A 19,105-nucleotide genomic window follows, 5' to 3' on the forward strand; every position below is an offset into this window, starting at 1 on the left:
CCATCCTCCAAACGCCCTAACACAGGGTCCCAGAGGGACAATCAGCCATGAAGACACGAGATATGAACCGGGATTGGATCGCCACCGCCGCCACATTGAACAGCGCCCTGCCCTATCTGCAGCGATACGACGGTGCGATTGTCGTCATCAAGCTAGGTGGCCACGCCATGGGCAGCGACGAAGCCATGGAAAGCTTTGCGCGCGATGTGGTGCTTATGCGTCAGGTTGGCGTAAACCCGGTCGTCGTGCACGGCGGTGGCCCGATGATCAATGCGATGCTCGACAAACTGGATATCCAGTCCGAGTTTGTGGGTGGTAAACGCGTGACGGACAAAGCCACAGTCGAAGTGGTCGAAATGGTCCTGTCGGGCCTTGTGAACAAGCGGATCGTGCAGGCGATCAATGCGCAGGGTGGCATGGCTGTGGGTCTGTCGGGCAAGGATGCCCATTTGATGATGTGCGAACAGACCGACGCCTCGCTCGGGTTTGTCGGCACACCGTCCGAGATGAACCCCAAAGTCCTGCATGACCTGTTTGCGCATGATGTTATCCCTGTGATCGCGCCGCTGGGCGCAGGTCGGAATGGCGAAACCTTCAATGTGAATGGCGACACTGCAGCCGGGGCGATCGCCTCAGCTCTTAAGGCAGACCGCCTGCTGCTGCTGACCGATGTAGCGGGCGTCAAGAACGCAGCGGGCGATGTCGTGACCGAGCTCAAGGCTGGCCAAATTCGTGAGATGACGCGTGAAGGCACTATTGCGGGTGGGATGATTCCAAAGACCGAAACTGCGCTGGACGCGCTGCATAATGGCGTTCGGGCGGTCGTTATTCTGGACGGGCGCGCGCCAAATGCGGTGTTGCTCGAACTGTTTACGGAACACGGTGCCGGATCCTTGATCCGTCCTGATTAACGCCATAGTGATCTTCAACATCTTGCACCGGGCATTAACATGCCCGATTGTGAATGTATGGAGAACGAGCCCCTATTTCGCCTAAGCGTGTTTTTGATCCTGTTTGTTGTGTTTGCGGCGGCAGAGACTATTGCGCCAAAACGCTTACGAACCTGTCCGCGAAAAAATCGGTGGCTAACCAATCTATCAATCACTGTTTTGAACACACTGATGCTCAGGACTATGGCGATTGGGTTGCCCTTATTGGCAGTTGGCGCTGCCATTGATGCCGGGAAAAATGGATTGGGCGTTTTTAATTGGCTCGCCTGGCCAGGGTGGGTTGAGCTTATTCTATGTGTGCTGATTCTGGACTTTGCAATCTGGCTACAGCATCTGATTACCCACAAGGTGCCAATCCTTTGGCGGCTACATCGTGTGCATCACGCCGACCGAGACATGGACGTCACTACTGCAGTCCGCTTTCACCCTGTTGAAATCGCGTTGTCCATGATCCTGAAAATCGGGCTAATCTATCTGCTCGGCGCCAGCGCCCTGGCTGTGATCCTGTTCGAGATCCTTCTTAATGGCACAGCGTTGTTCAATCATTCAAACTTGAAGCTCCCCCTTGCCGTTGACGCTGTTGTACGTAGGATTCTTGTGACACCCGATATGCATCGCGTACATCATTCGGTATTCCGAACAGAGCATGACAGCAATTATGGCTTTGCACTGTCTATCTGGGACCGAATGCTGGGGACTTACATTGCACAACCTCGGGACGGGCACGAACAAATGAGCGTGGGATTGGAATGGCAGGACGATCGACCAACAAAACTGGGCTGGAGCCTGGCTCTGCCCTTCCGCCGTTGATGACCTACGCCAATGTCGAACGAGCAGCCACTCAGGTTGGGCTGATAGTTATGGGTGCACTTCATCCAAGGCCCAGTGAAGCAAAGCAACTTAATGACGGAACCCTAATCCTTCTGGGGGCTGCAGGGGCATTCTGGCCTGCTCTGAAGGCCTCGGCTGAGTGGCAGGATGGCCAACCCGACCCGGTTGATCGCTGGTCCAGACGGGTGATCGGCCAGCTTGCGCGGGACATGAGGGGCACCGCCTACTATCCGTTCGGCGACCCACCATACGCACCCTTCATTGACTGGGCACTTAAGTCCGGTCGCACCTTCAGCAGTCCGGTCGGGGCCCTGGTGCACGATACGGTAGGGATGATGATGTCATTCCGTGGTGCGTTGCATTTTGCGGATGAGTTCTCAATTCCATCCGTTTCTCAATCGTCACCCTGCACAGAATGCCCCGCGCCATGTGCAACAACCTGTCCGGTTGGGGCATTGAACACCCACAGCTTCTATGACGTAGCAGCCTGTCATGATCATCTCGATACCAAGACGGGACACAGCTGCATGAATAAAGGCTGCCTTGCCCGGCTCGCCTGCCCTCTCAGCGCCGGCGCAGAGCGCCAGCCAGAGCAATCTGCGCATCACATGAAAGCATTTCACCGATCATGACCCGCACACTGATCCTAATGCGCCATGCCAAGTCCAGTTGGGGCGATCCCTTTGCCGAAGATCACGACCGCCCGTTGAACAATCGAGGACGCAAATCGGCCCCCGCGATTGGGGCGTGGCTGCAAAGCAATGGCTGGCTACCGGATGACGTTATCTGCTCAAGCGCCAAACGCACCCGGGAAACGTGGGACAGGCTGGGGCTGAGCACCCCGGAAATCCGCTTTACCCCCGCCTTGTATCTGACAGGCCCCGATGAGATGTTCGCCGAATTGGCCACAGCCACCGGCAATACCGTACTAATGCTGGGGCATAATCCCGGCATCGCTGCATTTGCAAATCGGCTGGTACGCAACCAGCCCGACCATTCGAGATTCTACGACTATCCGACTTGTGCAACGACTGTAATCCGGTTCGATATCCCCGACTGGAATGCGCTCAAATGGCATCAGGGTGAGGTTCTGGGCTTCACGATCCCACGCGAGCTGCTGGAATAGAAAAAGGCGAGGTCGACACCCCGCCTTCTTGGTTTTCTTATCCGAGTTTAGTGTCCCAGTATCTGGCTGAGGAACAACTTGGTCCGTTCGCTCTGCGGGTTGTTGAAGAACTCTTCCGGTTCGTTCTGCTCCACAATCTGACCGGCATCCATAAAGATCACGCGGTTGGCGACCTGGCGGGCAAAGCCCATCTCGTGGGTCACACACAGCATGGTCATGCCTTCCTCGGCCAGTTCGATCATGGTGTCGAGCACCTCTTTGATCATCTCAGGGTCCAGCGCCGATGTAGGTTCATCGAACAACATGATCCGCGGCATCATGCACAGCGAGCGGGCAATCGCCACACGCTGCTGCTGACCACCCGAGAGCTGACCGGGATACTTGTCGGCCTGCTCAGGGATCTTCACCTTTTCCAGGAAATGCATCGCGCGCTCTTCGGCCTCTTTCTTGGGCGTCTTGCGCACCCAGATCGGGGCCAGCGTGCAGTTTTCCAGAATGGTCAGGTGCGGGAACAGGTTGAAGTGCTGGAACACCATGCCAACCTCGGACCGGATTTTGTCGATGTTTTTCAGGTCATTCGACAGCTCGGTCCCATCCACAATGATCGTGCCCTGCTGGTGTTCCTCCAGCGCGTTCAGGCAGCGGATCAAGGTAGACTTGCCCGACCCCGACGGCCCCGCGATCACGATCCGCTCGCCCTGATTGACGGTCAGATTGATATCGCGCAGCACGTGGAAGGCCCCGTACCACTTGTTCATATTGGTGATTTCGATGGCGATTTCGTCGCTCACCTGCATTTTGGAGCGGTCGATTTCGCGTTCAATTGCAAGTTCAGACATGTGTTGAACTCCTTAACGGTGGCCAGTCTGAAGCTTGCGCTCCAGGTACATGGAATAACGGGACATGGAGAAGCAAACCACGAAGAACAGAACGCCGATAAAGGCAAACAGTTCCCAGTAGACGCCGTTCCAGGCGGTATCGGCGCGGATGCCGTTGGTCAGGCCAATCACGTCGAACAGACCGATGATCGAGACCAAAGTCGTATCCTTGAAGATACCGATGAACGTGCTCACGATGCCCGGGATCGAGATTTTCAGCGCCTGTGGCATGATGATCAGCCGCTGCGCCTGCCAGTAGTTCAGGCCCAGACTGTCTGCGCCTTCGTACTGACCACGCGGCAGGGCAGCCAGACCACCCCGGATCACCTCGGCCATATAGGCGGCCGAGAACAGGGTCATCATGATCATCACCCGCAGGATGATGTCAAAATTGGTGCCCGGCGGCAGGAACAGGTTCAGCAGCAGCGATGCCACAAACAGCAGGGTAATCAGCGGCACGCCCCGAATGAACTCGATAAAGCCCACGCACAGGTATTTGACGATCATCAGATCGGACTGACGACCCAGCGCCAGCACGATACCGATAGGCAGCGAAACACCAATGGCCACGACACCCAACAGGATCGCTAGCATAAAGCCACCAAAGTCGCGGCTTTCCACCGGCGCGATACCGATCGGAATGATTGCATTGATTGCGTCAGCCACGGAACCGGCAGCAAACAGCCACCATAGTATGGGCAGCGCAATCGCAAGGATAATCGCGGCAAGAGACCCGGCAACCGGAAGCGCAAACTTGTACGCGAAATACCCGATGGCAAATCCGGCGGCGACCATGAGCGGCCCCCAGATCGACCCACCCCACATCAGCCAAGGCAGCAGGAACGGATAAGCCGCCGTTGCAATCAACAGCTTACGCGGCACCTTAGTGAACAACACTGGCGCAATAGCAACCAACAACAGGATGAAGGTCAGGTTCGGACGGAAATAGGCCGGCCATGCCCCGGTTTCAGGCGGGTTCGACCATGTGGCATCCGGATGCGCCGGATACGGCGGATAGAACCCATATAGCAGCTGTAGCCAACGATCCTTGATCACACCCCAGCAGGCATGACCATGCGTATCGCCCCAGGTGGCCATCATGATCTCACGACATTCCGACAGGGAATTGGCGTTCCAAACAGATTCGAACGTCCAGGACAGGATGTTGGAGAGCACATAGTAGATGAAGACCAGCGATACGATCGTCAGGATGGCGTTCAGCCAGCTTGAAAACAGGTTATGCTTGATCCAGCCCAGTACACCGACCTCGGAGGCGGGTGGTGCCTGTTCCGGCAACATTTCCGTGCGGACAAATGAAACATCACTCATATTACCGCTCCACCAGTTTGACACGGTTGTTGTACCAGTTCATCACCGCCGAAATGCTCAGCGAGATGGACAGGTAGACCAGCATCAGCAGCAGAACGCATTCCAGCTCGCGACCGGTTTGGTTCATGGTGATGCCACCCAGCGTACCCGTGATGTCCATATATCCGACCGCGATCGCCAGCGACGAGTTCTTGGTCAGGTTCAGATAGTTCGAGATCATTGGCGGGATGATCACCCGCAACGCCTGCGGCAAGATCACCAGACGCATGGTCCGGCCCGGGCGCAGGCCCAGTGCGGATGCGGCCTCGGTCTGACCCTTGGAAATGGCCAGAATACCGGCGCGCACGATCTCGGCGATGAATGCCGCAGTGTACAGCGACAGGGCCAGCCACAAGGCAATCAGCGAGTTACGAAGGTGGGTACCGCCGCTGAAGTTGAAGCCTTTCAGCTCAGGGTAGCCCAGGTGAAAACCCAGAACGCCCAGCAGGATGGCTGATGGCACGAACAAAAGGCCCAGTTGGATGTGCCAAATGGTCGGGCGATCGCCGGTCTTTTCTTGCGTTGAATTGGCCCAGGCCGAAACCTTGCGCATCGCAAAGATGCTGCCGCCAAACACGATCAAGAAGGCGATCAGGTCAAGCGAAACATCAAAGCGCAGGCTTGATGTACCGAAAAGGTGGATATCGCCCAATCCGCGCGAGAACAGAAACTCGGGGATATAGACACCGCGATTTGTGACCGCGACCGTGCCAAAAAGATCCATCGTGGCTTCTGGGTTTTCACCTCGGAAGGCGCGCGGTGCTGGCAGGCTTTCAATCAGGATCGCCATGGCGAACACGATCCAAAGCAGCACTGGAACGTTACGGAACATCTCGACATAGACCGTCATGATCCGCGCGATCAGCCAGTTATTCGACAGGCGCAAAACACCGACCATGACACCGATGATCGTTGCTGTGATACAGCCCAGAACTGCAACAACCAGAGTGTTTAGCAGGCCTATAAACGCCGCGCGCAGATGTGTATCGCGCGAGTCGTATTCCAGCAGGCGTTGGTTGATGTCATAGCTGGCCGGTTCGGCAAAAAAGTCGAACCCGACTGTTCTGCCCAGCGTTTCAAGGTTCTGAATGGTGTTGTTGATAATCCAGGCTGCCAGAAGCATGAAACCGATCATCGCTATGACCTGAATGGTCGCAGATCGGTACCGCGTATCATAAAGGAGCATGGACAGCCGGAAGTGCTCCTTCGGCGGGTCAGTGAGTGTCGTCATGACCTATGTATATCCCCGTGCATCCCGGATGTTGGCAGAGTTTGCCTCTGCTCAGATCGTTCCGGGCGTGTTTCTTATGGAAGGAAAAAGGGCGCGGGTTCCCCCGCGCCCTTTTCCGTGGATCTTAGCGGAAAGGCGGTGCGTACAGCAGGCCACCATCGGTCCACTGTGCGTTCAGGCCGCGTGCCAGACCGATCGGGGTTTCCTCCCCGATGTTCTTGGCAAACACTTCGCCGTAGTTACCGCCGACTTTGATCGCGCGCTGTGCCCAGTTCGCGTCCAGACCCAGCATCTCACCCAGCGTACCTTCGGTACCCAACAGGCGGTTTACCTCTGGGTTGTCGGTGGCGCCACTGGACATCTCGTCGATGTTCGCCGAGGTTACACCCAGCTCTTCCGCTGCGATCAGTGCGTTCAGGGTCCAGCGGACCACATCGCCCCACTCGTGATCGCCGTGACGGACCAGCGGGCCCAGCGGCTCTTTCGAGATGATTTCGGGCAGGATCACGTGGTCGCCTGCGTTTTCAAAGGTGGCGCGCGTAGCAGCCAGACCCGATGCGTCGGTAGTGTAAACGTCACAGGCACCAGCCAGATACTGCTGCTGCGCTTCGGCGTTGGTTTCGATCGGAACCGGCTCGTAGCTCATGTTGTTGATGCGGAAGAAATCCGCCAGGTTAAGCTCAGTTGTGGTGCCGGTCTGGATGCAAACGGTTGCACCGTCCAGTTCCTTGGCCGAGCTGACGCCCAGTGCCTTGGGAACCATGAAGCCCTGACCATCGTAGTAGTTGATGCCGACGAATTCGAACTTCAGGTCGACGTCGCGGCTGAAGGTCCACGTGGTGTTACGGGCCAGCATGTCAATCTCGCCCGAAGCCAGCGCGGTGAAACGTGTTTTACCGGTGGTCGGGATGAACTCAACGGCGCTTGGGTCGTCCAGAACGGCGGCGGCTACCGCGCGGCATACGGCCACGTCAAAACCCTGCCACTCACCATTGGCATCGGGGCTGGCAAAGCCGGGTACGCCGGTTGCGACGCCGCAGTTCAGCTTGCCGCGGGCTTTCACGTCGTCAACGGTACCCGCTGCAGCTGCGCCAGCAGCCAGGCCGGCAATGGTTGCCACGCCCAAAATTACGGATTTTTTCATTTTTACCTCTTCCTGATTTTCCATCCCTGAATGGAACGGTTCGATCCGGCGCATAGGCGCCAGAAAGGTTACCCAAAAGGTGTCTCCCCTTTAGTGGCCCGAGTTTGGGCGTATTCATCAACAAACGTCAAGGGCTGGATCAGGGAAAACGATAGGTCTTTTCTGCCAGAATCGGACACAAATTCACGATTTGACGAGAATCCGTCTCAGAACGAGAGGTCAAAGAACTGCTTTGCGTGCAGAAAGGCGGCCCGTTTCACTTCGGCGGCAGCATGTGCCTCATCGTCGTGGCCCCATTGTTCGATCTGCCAAAGCTCGTCCAGCCGAGAAATGCGCCATATCTCATCCGGTTTGCGCCAATTCTGCGCAGCGGCAAAACCAAGAATCAATGACCCCGACAGGCTGACGAGGTCATGAAACGCCGCCAGCTGGAACGCATTCAGTCCATGCACCCGGTCACGCAGGCCTTGCAGCACCTCGGCAGCTTGCGGTTGATGCACCACCCCTGCACGCGGGATCAACCGCGCGCCCAGCGCGTCCGCAGCCCAATCCAATGCAGGATCCCAGGCCTCGGACTGCCGCTGCTGCAACGTTTCGGGATGGGTCGCCCGATAACACAGCAGATCCGAGTCGCCGTAATCGGCCAGCATATCGGCAACCTCACCATGCTGGTGCCGCACCTTGTCGATCGCCGCATTGGCCGAACGGGTGAATGGCATCGTGGTCGGATCGATTTCCTTTTCCTGTGCATCCCATTCCCGTGCAACGGCCTCGGCCATGGCACGCGTGGGCAGGTCCAGCGCAGCCTTGGCGGGCGTTTTGACCCGTCGACCATCCAGTTCAACCGTATAGCCCACGTCGGTCTCAACGACCGTGCTTGTCGTCCAGAAGCGTTTGGGTTTCCAGTCGCTCATCTCTTTAGCCCCAGATCTTGGCCAGTGCGCCTGGCAATTCTTCGAATGTTTCGATCACATGTGTCGCAGCCGTCAGTACCCGACGATCGTGATAACCCCAGCTGACACCGATCCCGGCAACCTGCGCGGCTGCGGCCATATCCATGTCAAAGCTGGTGTCGCCCACCATGACGGCTTGCGCAGCCGGCACGCCCGTTTCAGCCAAAGCTGTTTCTATCATCGACGGGTGCGGCTTGGACGGGTGGTGATCTGCAACCTGACGAGTAATGAAATGCTGCTGCAACCCATGCCCTTCAAGCAGCGCATCAAGCCCGCGCTGAGATTTGCCTGTGGCCACTCCCAAAAGAACCTCGGGCTGAGCGTGAAGAGCCTCAATCACTTGGCGCGCTCCGGGATAAAGCGGCGAGCTTGCGGCGCCCTGCTCCAACCTTTGCGCGTGATAGGCCTGCTTATATCCGTCAACCAATGCGCTTTGTATCCGCTCGGACTGATCTGCTGCCAGACGCGCCATTGCATGGGGCAGAGATAAACCGACGATGGACAGGATGGCGTCACGGTCCGGGACCGGCAGTGACTGCGCCTGAAAACAGGCGGTCATTGCCGAAACAATGGCACCCTGACTATCGACCAGAGTGCCATCCACATCAAACAGGACTAGCCGCAATGGGGCGTTCATCGCAACTCCTCAAACGGATCATCTGCAGCGAGGTCTTCGGTCCAGCCCAGCGTATCCCAGCTGTGTTTCATATGATCCGGTAAAGGCGCCGTAAGCGAGATGGGTTTGCGGGTCATCGGGTGTTCAAAGGACAGGCTGCGGGCGTGGAGGTGCAGCTTTTTGCTGATGATACCTCCCAACTGCGCGCCCCAGCCATCGCCGAGGTTTTCCTGCCCCGAGCCGCCATATTTCCCATCGCCAATGATCGGGTGACCGATCGCCGCCATATGCGCACGCAGCTGATGAGTTCGCCCAGTCACCGGCTCCATCGCAACCCAGGCGGCTCGCCCTGCAACGCGATAGAGCGTTGCATAGAGCGTATGCGCGCGTTTTGCGCCGGGCGTATCGTTCACCTCGCTCGGATGAACAGCGATCATCTTCTCGCCTTCGCCATGCTTACCATGCCCCGGTGCCTTGACCAGCCCGGTCTTGATTTCGCCCAGGTACGGAGTTGGAACACCAGCTACCAGCGCCCAATAGATCTTTTCGGTGTTTCGGTGCCGGAAGGCTGCCGTCAGCCCTTTGGCGGCCTCGCGCGTACGGGCCATCAGCAGAACGCCAGATGTGTCCTTATCCAAACGATGCACAAGGCGCGGGTTCTCGTCATACCCAAAGCGCAACGCTTCGGACAGGCTGTCCACATGGCGGGTTTGACCGCTGCCACCCTGAACTGGCAAGCCATGCGGCTTGTTCAGCGCCAGCACGTGATCGTCTTTATAAATCACGCAAGACTGGATCATCTTTGCGTCAGCGTCCGAAACACGATGCTTTACGACAGCGGGCTTATGGTCGGCGTCTGGCAGCGGCGGCACGCGCACAGACTGCCCGGCCTCTAGCCGCGTCGAAGCTTTGACCCGACTGCCATCTACGCGCAGTTCACCCTTGCGGCACATCTTCTCGATCCGGCCCTGGCTGACATGAGGAAACAGGCGGCGCAGCCAACGATCCAGCCTCTGGTCGCCATCGTCCTCTGCTACGGTGATCACCTGTACGCCGCTCATGCCATTGCCCCTTGTTCCGCACGGCTGATCCGCCCGGATTGTGCGTGTTTCAGTGCCTTAGAAATCATGCGCGTCTGTCGCGCGCATCGGGTGCAGAGTCAAGTCTAGCCCTGATTGCGTTGCGTTCTCAGCTTGGCGAAGTATTCCAGCCGTTTTTTCAGCTCGCGCTCAAAACCACGCTCTATCGGCTGATAGAGAACCGGGCGCTTCATATCATCCGGGAAATAGTTCTGACCCGAGAACCCATCTTCGGCATCGTGGTCATAGGCATACCCTGCACCATATCCCTGATCCTTCATCAGCGATGTCGGAGCGTTCAGGATATGTTTGGGTGGCGGTTCACTGCCCGATTGCTTGGCCAGCCGCATCGCCGCCTTATACCCCACATAGGCCCCGTTCGATTTCGGAGCGAGAGCCAGATACACCAACGCCTGCGCCAGTGCCAACTCGCCCTCGGGCGAGCCCAGCCGTTCATAGGTTTCCCAACTGTGCAGGCAGATCGATTGCGCCTGAGGATCGGCCAAACCGATATCTTCAACCGCCATCCGCGTGATCCTCCGCGCCAGATAGCGCGGGTCTTCGCCGCCGGTCAGCATCCGCGCAAACCAATACAGCGCCGCGTCAGGGTCCGATCCACGCACCGATTTGTGCAGGGCTGAGATCAGATTATAATGCTCATCCCCCGATTTGTCGTATTTTGCGGCCCGCCGCATCAGGCGCGTCGACAATGCATCCGGGTCCAGATCGGCGTCCACTTTCCAAGCAGCTACCTGTTCAATCAGGTTCAGTAGTGCGCGACCGTCGCCATCCGCCATCTCCTGCAGCGCCTCGCGGGCGGCAGACGTTAGTGGCAAGGCGCGGTCAAGCTCTTTCTCGGCGCGTTGTGTCAAACGCTCAAGATCAGCAAGGCTAAGGCGTTCCAGAACCAACACCTGAGACCGGCTGAGTACCGCCGCGTTTAGCTCGAAGGAAGGGTTTTCGGTCGTCGCGCCAACCAGGAGGATCGTGCCGTCCTCCATATGCGGCAGAAACCCGTCCTGTTGCGCTTTATTGAAACGGTGGATTTCGTCAACAAATAGTAAGGTGCCCTGCCCGTTCTGACGACGGATTTTAGCAGCCTCAAATACCTTCTTCAGATCCGGCACACCGGTAAAAATCGCGCTGATCTGTACGAAATGCAGATCGGTCTCCTGCGCCAGCAACCGGGCGATGGTTGTCTTTCCTACACCCGGCGGGCCCCAGAAGATCAGGCTGGACAGGCTACCTGACGCGAGCATCACCCCCAATGGCGCATCTAGTCCCAAAACCTGCTCTTGCCCGATCACCTCAGACAGGGATTGTGGGCGCAAGCGATCCGCAAGCGGCCTGTGCGGCGAAGCGGTTGGTTCCGCAGAACCGGTATCGAACAAATCACTCACGGATCACAACCGAAACCGCAATGAGATTAACCGGCTTCCCCGCTCAATCTCCATCTGTACCCGGCGACCTGGATCGGTCAGGGCCTGAACGATATCCTCCGGTGTCTCGGTTCTGGTTCCGTTGATACCTTTTACGACATCGCCCACACGCAATCCTGCGCGGCCGCCATAGCGGTTCGGATCAACCACTACGACGCCGGTCTGAGACAGCGACAAGCCAAGCTTTACGATCACCGCCGGATTTACACCCGAAACGATCAGACCTGGCATGACCGTATCCTCGTCCAGCGTAGTCTCATCCGCCGCAGGCGTTTCAGGCGGTTTGATCAGCGCCACTTCAATATCCGAGCGGTCTTCGCCCCGCAGCCGAGTCAGGACCGACTTTCCACCCACCCCGGCAACAGCCATGCGAAATTTCATCTCGGCCGGAGAATTCACCTCGTCTCCGTCGACATGAGTGACAACGTCCCCGACCCGCAGACCCGCTTCTGCCAGCGGACTCAGTTCATGTAAGTCAGAAATCACCACCCCGAGAGGGATGGCCATACCCAGAGACTCGGCTATATCCGCGCTCATGTGTTGACCGGCCATTCCTGCCCAAGGACTTACGAAGCTTTCGTTGCCTGCCTGCGCCTGCCGCAGGAATTCGGCCACCAGATTGGCCGGAATGGCAAATCCGATACCGTTCGATCCACCTGACCGTGTCAGGATTGAGGTGTTTATACCAATCAGATCGCCATTCACATCGATAAGCGCGCCACCGGAATTGCCCGGGTTGATCGCCGCATCGGTTTGAATGAAGTACCCTCGTGCATTTCCCGTCGCTGTTCCGGTACGCGCCAGCCCTGAAATAATTCCTGATGAAACAGTTTGGCCTACGCCGAACGGATTTCCGATCGCCAGCGTCAGCTCTCCTACTTCAACCTGATCGGAATCGCGCATCTGCAGGAACGGCAGATCGTTTGCCTCTTCCAACCGCAAGATTGCAATGTCGCTTTCTTTGTCACCCAGAACGACTTCGGCAGTGAATTCACGACGGTCGGTAGTCACGACCTGAATTTCCGATGCCATCCCCACAACGTGGTAGTTTGACACCACATACCCATCACCTGTGAGGATCACGCCAGAGCCGAGCGAATTCTGCACACGGGGGCGTGGCGTCCCAAATCCACGGCCAAAGAAGTCCTGAAAGAACGGGTCAGAAAATAGCGGATTTGCCCGCCCTTCGCGCACAATCTTGGCGTAGATGTTCACAACCGCCGGGGCAGCCTGCTTTACGACAGGGGCGAACCCGAGGCTGATTTCGGTCTGGCTTTTTGGTACCTGCGTCTCCGCGGCTGCCGGTATTGCGCCCATCAGCAATACTAGGGAACACAATAGTCTTAGCATCATCGGCCCTCCGGCAATATCGCCAACCGGATATGCGGGGCCGGTGCAAAGATTGCAAGCGACATAACCCGCTGCCTTCGACAATGCCGAGGATCTACCGCTTTCTTTTGAGCTATTCGCACAAATACACAGCTTCAGCATTATGGCTTCGCAAAGCGTTGCAAAAGTTTCACAGGGAGTTGTGTTATGTGTTGGACTTGGCGCTGAATCCAATCAGAGGGAACGACCATGCACAAAGACCGGGAATTGACCTTTGCAACGGCCCTTGCCTCTCATCATCGAAATAAGAGCTTTGTGCGGGAAGAGCACGCCCACGAGTATTACCAGGCCTCACTACTGAGTGCCGTCATGCAGGGGGTCTATGATGGGACTGTTTCCATTGGTCAGCTGCTGGAACACGGAGATTTCGGTCTCGGTACCTTCAACGCCCTGGACGGAGAAATGGTGGTGCTGGATGGTGTCGCTTATCGCCTGGATGGGGAAGGCAAAGCGACAATTGCGGATAACGGCGCGCTGACACCATACGCAGCCGTCATTGACTTCAAACCAACGATTTCGCTTGCGTTGGATTCTCCGGTTAACAAATCCGATTTCGAGGAGGGTTTGGATGACATGGCCGATGCAAAGAACCTGTTTTATGCGGTTCGTTTCACCGGATTGATCAAACACATTAGGTATCGAAACGTTTTGAAACAGGAACGGCCATACAGACCTTTGCTGGAAGTCGTCAAAACGCAGGCCGAGTTTGAATTGGAAAACGTGGAGGGAACTATTCTCGGGTTCCGCTGCCCTGACTACGCAGTCGGGATCGGCGTACCGGGTTACCACTTGCATTTCATCTCTGACGACCGGACCACCGGTGGGCACGTACTTGATTATACATTGACCCGGGGAGAGATCGAAATCGATCACACCTCGTCTCTTCATCTGGAACTGCCAGAGACAGAGGATTTCTCTGACGCCAATTTGTCCGCGGGAGCGTCAGCGGATGGCATTCTGAAAGCCGAAAGCAATTAAATTTAGACCGCCTTGGATTGTCACACGGAGCAAAAGAAAACCCCCGCGTCTGCGACGCGGGGGCTGAAACTCAGATATAGCCAAGGCTTATTCTTCGTCTGCGGCCTCTTCAGCGGCAACACGAGCTTTGTCAGCTGCGCCTTTGGCGTCGATGTCGCGGTCAACGAATTCGATGATCGCCATCGGTGCCATGTCGCCATAGCGGAAGCCTGCTTTTAGGATACGGACATAACCGCCCTGACGCTCGGCGTAACGAGGGCCCAGAACTTCGAACAGCTTGGCGACGTCTTTGTCTTCTTTCAGCTGTGCTGCGGCCTGACGGCGGGCGTGCAGGTCGCCGCGCTTGCCCAGAGTGATCAGTTTTTCAACGATCGGGCGCAGTTCTTTTGCCTTGGGCAGAGTTGTTTTGATTTGCTCATGCTCGATGAGCGAGCCAGCCATGTTTGCAAACAGAGCTTTGCGGTGCTCATGAGTACGGTTCAGGCGGCGATAACCACGTGCGTGACGCATTTTCTAGTTCCTTCTTTCGCGTTTTGCTTTGTCTGGCCGGCGATGCGTGTCACCGGCTCTCCTTGGGGCGGAAGTGCCCATATGGTCCCCGGCAGCCCGGGCATTTGTGAAAACGCGCTTAGAACGCGTCTTCAAATTTCTTGGCCAGATCTTCGATGTTGTCGGGCGGCCAGTCCTCGACATCCATGCCGAGGTGCAGACCCATACCGGACAGCACTTCCTTGATCTCGTTCAGCGACTTGCGGCCGAAGTTCGGAGTGCGCAGCATCTCGGCTTCGGTCTTCTGGATCAGATCGCCGATGTAAACGATGTTGTCGTTCTTCAGGCAGTTTGCCGAACGGACCGACAGTTCCAGCTCGTCCACTTTCTTCAGCAGCAGAGGGTTGAACTCCAGACCATCGTCTTCGTCCTGGCGGCCAGCCGATTCCGGCTCGTCGAAATTGACGAAGATTGACAGCTGATCCTGCAGGATGCGTGCGGCAAATGCCAGCGCGTCTTCCGGCGTGATCGAACCGTCGGTGTCGATCTTCAGGGTCAGCTTGTCATAGTCCAGAACCTGACCTTCACGGGTCGGCTGAACGTCATAGGCAACCTTTTTGACCGGCGAATAGATCGCGTCGATCGGGATCAGGCCGATGGGTGCGTCTTCGGGCTTGTTCTTCTCAGCCGAAACGTAACCTTTGCCGGTGTTGACGGTCAGTTCCATGAACAGGTCAGCGCCATCATCCAGGTGGCAGATGACGTGATCGCGGTTCAGAACCTCGATGCCAGCGCTTTCGCTGATGTCGCCAGCGGTGACAACTGCGGGGCCTTTGGCATTGATCGACAGGCGCTTGGGCCCTTCGACTTCCATGCGCAGGGATACGCCTTTGAGGTTCAGGATGATGTCGGTGACGTCTTCACGTACACCGGCAACCGAGCTGAACTCGTGCAAGACGTTGTCGATCTGAACGCTGGTGATGGCCGCGCCTTGCAGCGAGCTCATCAGAACGCGACGCAGCGCGTTGCCCAGGGTCAGACCAAAGCCACGTTCCAGCGGTTCTGCAACCAGGGTTGCCTGACGTGCGGGATCGTTGCCCGGCTTGCCGTCAAGCTGGGTCGGCTTGATCAATTCTGCCCAATTCTTATGGATCATGTAATCCCTCCATTCCTGTCCGCGCCCCATGACCAACAAGGTGCAGACGCCCGAGGTTCAAAATGACGTGCTGGGGCCGTGCAAAAACACAGCCCCAGCCTAATTCAAAATCGCTTAGACGCGACGACGCTTCGGCGGACGGCAGCCGTTGTGAGCGATCGGGGTCACGTCGCGGATCGACGTGATGTTGAAGCCCACTGCAGCCAGCGCACGCAGAGCCGATTCACGACCCGAACCGGGGCCCTGAACTTCGACTTCCAGCGTCTTGACGCCATGTTCCTGCGCCTTTTTGCCTGCATCTTCTGCAGCCATCTGAGCGGCGTAGGGGGTCGATTTCCGCGATCCCTTGAAGCCCATGGTACCGGCAGACGACCACGAGATGGCGTTGCCCTGTACGTCCGAGATCAGGATCTTGGTGTTGTTGAAGGTCGAGTTCACATGGGCAACGCCCGATGCGATGTTCTTACGCTCTTTGCGCTTAACGCGAGTCTTATCACGTGCCATCGGTCAGACCCTCCCTTATTTCTTCTTACCGGCAATGGCCTTTGCGGGGCCTTTGCGGGTACGAGCATTGGTGTGGGTACGCTGACCGCGAACCGGCAGGTTGCGGCGGTGACGCAGACCGCGATAGCAGCCCAGGTCCATCAGGCGCTTGACGTTCATCTGAACTTCACGACGCAGGTCACCTTCGACGGTGAAGTTTGCATCGATGTGCTCGCGGATGGCCAGAACTTCGGCGTCGGACAGTTCATTGACGCGACGGTGCGCTTCGATGCCTACGGCTTCGCAGATCGCTTTGGCCGAGGTGTTTCCGATACCGGTGATATATGTGAGGGCGATTGGTACCCGCTTTGCAGTCGGGATGTTTACGCCGGCAATACGTGCCACGTGTCACTTTCCTTTTTGTTGCGGTTCCGTAACTCCGGAACCTTTTTTCACAACACTTGACCGTGGCAGTGACGCCAGAGGGTCCAGTATTATTCGAGGTGGTCGGGGCAATTGGGACGAATCCCGCATGCGGTCTTGATTCCCTTTAGGGATGGGGGTGCGTAGAGACTTTTAAGAGGATCGTCAAGCCATACAAAGTGAGGTTGGAATTTCATTCCCTCACCACATCGACCCGATGCGACATATCGTGGCAAATCCGGAGGCCTTGATCCGAAAATTTACACTGTATCTCTTCACGCTCTGCACTGAGTTTCCCTCCAAAAAATCTAAAAGCAAGGAATGGAAGAGAAAATAAGATGGCAACCGATATTGTCGATTTGAGCGGTGGAAAGAAACCGAGTATCGGACCAAACATAAAGATAGCCGTAAACACACAAATAGCAGGCAAGGTTCGTTGCCTGAACGTAGTGCTTTCCGCCTTTATAAGCTCTCCATATCTTTCGAATGCTTCTTCAAGATCTTCAGGAACCGGAACAGTCGTCGACTGCATCACCCCAAAACAGCTTCAATCGACGCCGTAACTTCCTTGATATCCGCCAGCCCGTTCACCGGACGCAGATCGCCTTTGGCGTAGTAGTAACCAATCAGCGGAGAGGTCTTTTTATAGTATTCCATCAACCGCGTGCGCAGGCTGTCTTCGTTGTCGTCGGCGCGACGGACAAAGTCATTTTCCTTGCCGCAATTGGTGCATTTGCCATCCGCAGGAATCGGCTTGGTGTTGTCGTTATAGACCTCACCACATCCGCCGCAGGTTGACCGCGCCGTGATCCGGTCCACCAGCGCGTCATCGTCCACACGCATCTCGATCACCGTATGCAGCGACTGGCCCAGCTTGGTCAGCAGAGCCGACAACGCGTCGGCCTGCGCCAGCGTCCGGGGGAAGCCGTCAAAGATGAAACCGGCGCCTTTTTCGGTGGTCAGTTTCTCTTCGATCAAGCCGATCACGATCTCATCGGTGACCAGCTTGCCCGCGTCCATGATCGCAGCAACCTTCTGGCCCATTTCCGTGCCCGAGGTTTTCGCCTCGCGCAGCATGTCTCCGGTGCTGAGTTGCACCATACCGCGGGTTTCAACCAGGTGACGCGCCTGCGTTCCTTTGCCTGCCCCCGGGGGGCCGAGAAGAATGATGTTCATCGACGAGCAGCTCCCTTTCTGCCGCGTTTCTTGCCTTTGCCGCGCAGCTGGGACTTTTCAATCAGCCCTTCGTATTGATGCGCCAGCAGGTGGCTCTGGACTTGTTGGATCGTGTCCATGGTCACAGAGACGATAATCAGAACCGAGGTGCCGCCGAAATAGAACGGGATAGCAAACTGGCCCCGCAGGATTTCAGGCAGCAGACAAACGGCCGCCAGATAGGCCGAACCCAGAACCAGCACGCGGTTGACCACGTATTCCAGATACTCGGCGGTTTTCTTGCCCGGACGGATACCCGGTACAAAACCGTTCTGCTTTTTCAGGTTGTCCGCCACATCGTCCGGCTTGAACGACACGTTGAACGTGTAGAAATAGGCGAAGAACACGATCATCGAAGCGAAGAACAGCAGATAAAGCGGCTGTCCGGGGCCGAAGTTGGCCAGCAGCCACGACATCACCGGGCCATTTGTGGCGCCCGACGAGAAGGTCGAGATCGTTACCGGCAGCAACAGCAGCGAGCTTGCAAAGATCGCAGGGATCACACCCGCCGGGTTCACCTTGACCGGCAGGTGGCTGGAGCCGCCTTCGTAGACTTTCATACCAGCCTGACGGCGCGGGTATTGGATATGGATCTTGCGCAGGGCCCGCTCCATGAACACCACAAAGGTGATCACGGCGATGACCATGATGATCACACCCACGATCACGGCGGGGCTGATCGCACCGCTGCGGCCCGAAGCGAAGAACTGCGCCAGAGCGGCGGGAACCTCGGCAATAATGCCAACGAAGATGATTAGAGAGATACCGTTACCGATGCCGCGCGCGGTGATCTGCTCGCCCAGCCACATCAGGAACATGGTGCCGCCGACCAAAGTGATCATGGTCGACATACGGAAGAACATGCCCGGATCGGTCGCAAGATCGCCCGATTCCAACGAAACCGCCAGACCATAAGCCTGAACGGTGGCCAGAGCCACGGTACCGAAACGGGTGTATTGGTTGATCTTCTTGCGCCCTTGCTCGCCCTCTTTCTTGAGCTGTTCGAGCGCGGGAACCATCGATGTCAGCAGCTGCACGATGATCGAGGCCGAGATATAGGGCATGATGCCGAGGGCAAAGATACCCATCCGCCCCAGCGCCCCGCCGGTGAACATCGAAACCATGCCGCCGATGCCCTGCCCCGCTTGCTCCATGAACTCACGCAGGGCTTGCCCGTCGATACCTGGAACCGGAATGAAGGTGCCCAGACGATAGACGATCAACAAACCCAGCGTGAACAGGATGCGGTTGCGCAGATCGGTGGCTTTGCCCAAAGCAGCCCAGCTTGTGTTGGCTGCCATTTGTTCTGCTGCTGATACCATAAATCGGTCTCTCTTATGAAAACACCGCCCGGAAC

At 57.0% G+C, this 19,105-nt stretch carries 21 protein-coding genes; 5 read left to right on the plus strand and 16 right to left on the minus strand.

Features of this window, described 5'->3' with window-relative positions; genetic code table 11:
- The first annotated feature begins 47 nt into the window (after window positions 1-47).
- The 4 genes from argB to ACR0I1_RS19860 are packed head-to-tail and all read left to right on the plus strand — an operon-like array spanning window position 48 to window position 2,907.
- Window positions 48-911: an acetylglutamate kinase gene (argB, locus tag ACR0I1_RS19845; protein ID WP_170508738.1), complete on the plus strand. Its 864-nt coding sequence runs from the start codon at window positions 48-50 to the stop codon at window positions 909-911.
- Between the two features lie 57 nt (window positions 912-968).
- Entirely contained in the window at window positions 969-1,760 is a 792-nt protein-coding gene (locus ACR0I1_RS19850; RefSeq protein WP_170508739.1) for a sterol desaturase family protein, read from the plus strand.
- Window positions 1,760-2,413: a ferredoxin gene (locus ACR0I1_RS19855; protein ID WP_223117086.1), complete on the plus strand. Its 654-nt coding sequence runs from the start codon at window positions 1,760-1,762 to the stop codon at window positions 2,411-2,413. The genes ACR0I1_RS19850 and ACR0I1_RS19855 overlap by 1 nt, the downstream gene beginning before the upstream one ends.
- A complete protein-coding gene (locus ACR0I1_RS19860) occupies window positions 2,410-2,907 on the plus strand; it encodes a SixA phosphatase family protein (RefSeq protein WP_480707641.1) in 498 nt (165 codons plus the stop codon). The genes ACR0I1_RS19855 and ACR0I1_RS19860 overlap by 4 nt, the downstream gene beginning before the upstream one ends.
- A gap of 47 nt (window positions 2,908-2,954) precedes the next feature.
- Here the strand turns inward: ACR0I1_RS19860 and ACR0I1_RS19865 are convergent, their stop codons facing one another.
- The 9 genes from ACR0I1_RS19865 to ACR0I1_RS19905 form a co-directional block, all read right to left on the minus strand.
- Window positions 2,955-3,746, minus strand: a complete 792-nt coding sequence (locus ACR0I1_RS19865) for an amino acid ABC transporter ATP-binding protein (protein WP_304621965.1) — start codon at window positions 3,744-3,746, stop codon at window positions 2,955-2,957.
- A gap of 12 nt (window positions 3,747-3,758) precedes the next feature.
- Window positions 3,759-5,114 (minus strand): amino acid ABC transporter permease, encoded by a 1,356-nt coding sequence (locus ACR0I1_RS19870; protein ID WP_480707642.1) that lies wholly within the window; start codon window positions 5,112-5,114, stop codon window positions 3,759-3,761.
- 1 nt (window position 5,115) lies between these two features.
- A complete protein-coding gene (locus ACR0I1_RS19875) occupies window positions 5,116-6,384 on the minus strand; it encodes an ABC transporter permease subunit (RefSeq protein WP_170392881.1) in 1,269 nt (422 codons plus the stop codon).
- Between the two features lie 124 nt (window positions 6,385-6,508).
- Window positions 6,509-7,528 (minus strand): amino acid ABC transporter substrate-binding protein, encoded by a 1,020-nt coding sequence (locus tag ACR0I1_RS19880; protein WP_170392882.1) that lies wholly within the window; start codon window positions 7,526-7,528, stop codon window positions 6,509-6,511.
- A gap of 206 nt (window positions 7,529-7,734) precedes the next feature.
- Entirely contained in the window at window positions 7,735-8,442 is a 708-nt protein-coding gene (locus ACR0I1_RS19885; protein ID WP_170392883.1) for an ATP12 family protein, read from the minus strand.
- A gap of 4 nt (window positions 8,443-8,446) precedes the next feature.
- Window positions 8,447-9,118, minus strand: coding sequence for an HAD-IA family hydrolase (locus ACR0I1_RS19890; RefSeq protein WP_170392884.1), 672 nt, complete (start codon window positions 9,116-9,118; stop codon window positions 8,447-8,449).
- Entirely contained in the window at window positions 9,115-10,158 is a 1,044-nt protein-coding gene (locus tag ACR0I1_RS19895) for an RluA family pseudouridine synthase (protein WP_480707643.1), read from the minus strand. The genes ACR0I1_RS19890 and ACR0I1_RS19895 overlap by 4 nt, the downstream gene beginning before the upstream one ends.
- Window positions 10,159-10,262: 104 nt before the next feature.
- Entirely contained in the window at window positions 10,263-11,576 is a 1,314-nt protein-coding gene (locus tag ACR0I1_RS19900) for a replication-associated recombination protein A (RefSeq protein ID WP_480707644.1), read from the minus strand.
- Window positions 11,577-11,579: 3 nt separating this feature from the next.
- Complete coding sequence (locus ACR0I1_RS19905) at window positions 11,580-12,965, minus strand: trypsin-like peptidase domain-containing protein (RefSeq protein WP_480707645.1); 1,386 nt, start codon at window positions 12,963-12,965, stop codon at window positions 11,580-11,582.
- A 228-nt stretch (window positions 12,966-13,193) separates the two neighbouring features.
- Here ACR0I1_RS19905 and budA point away from each other — a divergent pair, with 228 nt between their 5' ends.
- Entirely contained in the window at window positions 13,194-13,982 is a 789-nt protein-coding gene (gene budA, locus ACR0I1_RS19910; RefSeq protein WP_480707646.1) for an acetolactate decarboxylase, read from the plus strand.
- Between the two features lie 87 nt (window positions 13,983-14,069).
- Here the strand turns inward: budA and rplQ are convergent, their stop codons facing one another.
- The 7 genes from rplQ to secY all read right to left on the minus strand — a co-directional run bounded on the left by rplQ (window position 14,070) and on the right by secY (window position 19,070).
- Window positions 14,070-14,492, minus strand: a complete 423-nt coding sequence (gene rplQ, locus ACR0I1_RS19915) for a 50S ribosomal protein L17 (RefSeq protein ID WP_170392888.1) — start codon at window positions 14,490-14,492, stop codon at window positions 14,070-14,072.
- A gap of 118 nt (window positions 14,493-14,610) precedes the next feature.
- Window positions 14,611-15,627, minus strand: a complete 1,017-nt coding sequence (locus ACR0I1_RS19920) for a DNA-directed RNA polymerase subunit alpha (protein WP_010437127.1) — start codon at window positions 15,625-15,627, stop codon at window positions 14,611-14,613.
- A gap of 114 nt (window positions 15,628-15,741) precedes the next feature.
- Entirely contained in the window at window positions 15,742-16,131 is a 390-nt protein-coding gene (gene rpsK / locus ACR0I1_RS19925; RefSeq protein ID WP_008757289.1) for a 30S ribosomal protein S11, read from the minus strand.
- A gap of 15 nt (window positions 16,132-16,146) precedes the next feature.
- Window positions 16,147-16,515 carry a 30S ribosomal protein S13 gene (gene rpsM, locus ACR0I1_RS19930; RefSeq protein ID WP_008757392.1) on the minus strand — a complete coding sequence of 123 codons (369 nt, stop codon included), beginning with the start codon at window positions 16,513-16,515 and terminating at the stop codon, window positions 16,147-16,149.
- A 211-nt stretch (window positions 16,516-16,726) separates the two neighbouring features.
- Window positions 16,727-17,065 carry a hypothetical protein gene (locus tag ACR0I1_RS19935; protein WP_223117090.1) on the minus strand — a complete coding sequence of 113 codons (339 nt, stop codon included), beginning with the start codon at window positions 17,063-17,065 and terminating at the stop codon, window positions 16,727-16,729.
- On the minus strand, window positions 17,065-17,709 hold the full coding sequence (locus tag ACR0I1_RS19940; protein WP_170424551.1) for an adenylate kinase: 645 nt from the start codon (window positions 17,707-17,709) through the stop codon (window positions 17,065-17,067). The genes ACR0I1_RS19935 and ACR0I1_RS19940 overlap by 1 nt, the downstream gene beginning before the upstream one ends.
- Window positions 17,706-19,070: a preprotein translocase subunit SecY gene (gene secY, locus ACR0I1_RS19945; RefSeq protein ID WP_170392890.1), complete on the minus strand. Its 1,365-nt coding sequence runs from the start codon at window positions 19,068-19,070 to the stop codon at window positions 17,706-17,708. Before secY ends, ACR0I1_RS19940 begins: the two co-directional genes overlap by 4 nt.
- Window positions 19,071-19,105: the final 35 nt, after the last annotated feature.

Source organism: Ruegeria sp. B11 (assembly GCF_056539785.1).

Coding starts and splice junctions, on each gene's coding strand:
- argB (WP_170508738.1), top strand. CDS start 48: ATGAAGACACGAGATATGAACCGGGATTGGATCGCCACCGCCGCCACA.
- ACR0I1_RS19850 (WP_170508739.1), top strand. CDS start 969: ATGGAGAACGAGCCCCTATTTCGCCTAAGCGTGTTTTTGATCCTGTTT.
- ACR0I1_RS19855 (WP_223117086.1), top strand. CDS start 1,760: ATGACCTACGCCAATGTCGAACGAGCAGCCACTCAGGTTGGGCTGATA.
- ACR0I1_RS19860 (WP_480707641.1), top strand. CDS start 2,410: ATGACCCGCACACTGATCCTAATGCGCCATGCCAAGTCCAGTTGGGGC.
- ACR0I1_RS19865 (WP_304621965.1), bottom strand. CDS start 3,746: ATGTCTGAACTTGCAATTGAACGCGAAATCGACCGCTCCAAAATGCAG.
- ACR0I1_RS19870 (WP_480707642.1), bottom strand. CDS start 5,114: ATGAGTGATGTTTCATTTGTCCGCACGGAAATGTTGCCGGAACAGGCA.
- ACR0I1_RS19875 (WP_170392881.1), bottom strand. CDS start 6,384: ATGACGACACTCACTGACCCGCCGAAGGAGCACTTCCGGCTGTCCATG.
- ACR0I1_RS19880 (WP_170392882.1), bottom strand. CDS start 7,528: ATGAAAAAATCCGTAATTTTGGGCGTGGCAACCATTGCCGGCCTGGCT.
- ACR0I1_RS19885 (WP_170392883.1), bottom strand. CDS start 8,442: ATGAGCGACTGGAAACCCAAACGCTTCTGGACGACAAGCACGGTCGTT.
- ACR0I1_RS19890 (WP_170392884.1), bottom strand. CDS start 9,118: ATGAACGCCCCATTGCGGCTAGTCCTGTTTGATGTGGATGGCACTCTG.
- ACR0I1_RS19895 (WP_480707643.1), bottom strand. CDS start 10,158: ATGAGCGGCGTACAGGTGATCACCGTAGCAGAGGACGATGGCGACCAG.
- ACR0I1_RS19905 (WP_480707645.1), bottom strand. CDS start 12,965: ATGCTAAGACTATTGTGTTCCCTAGTATTGCTGATGGGCGCAATACCG.
- budA (WP_480707646.1), top strand. CDS start 13,194: ATGCACAAAGACCGGGAATTGACCTTTGCAACGGCCCTTGCCTCTCAT.
- rplQ (WP_170392888.1), bottom strand. CDS start 14,492: ATGCGTCACGCACGTGGTTATCGCCGCCTGAACCGTACTCATGAGCAC.
- ACR0I1_RS19920 (WP_010437127.1), bottom strand. CDS start 15,627: ATGATCCATAAGAATTGGGCAGAATTGATCAAGCCGACCCAGCTTGAC.
- rpsK (WP_008757289.1), bottom strand. CDS start 16,131: ATGGCACGTGATAAGACTCGCGTTAAGCGCAAAGAGCGTAAGAACATC.
- ACR0I1_RS19935 (WP_223117090.1), bottom strand. CDS start 17,065: ATGCAGTCGACGACTGTTCCGGTTCCTGAAGATCTTGAAGAAGCATTC.
- ACR0I1_RS19940 (WP_170424551.1), bottom strand. CDS start 17,709: ATGAACATCATTCTTCTCGGCCCCCCGGGGGCAGGCAAAGGAACGCAG.
- secY (WP_170392890.1), bottom strand. CDS start 19,070: ATGGTATCAGCAGCAGAACAAATGGCAGCCAACACAAGCTGGGCTGCT.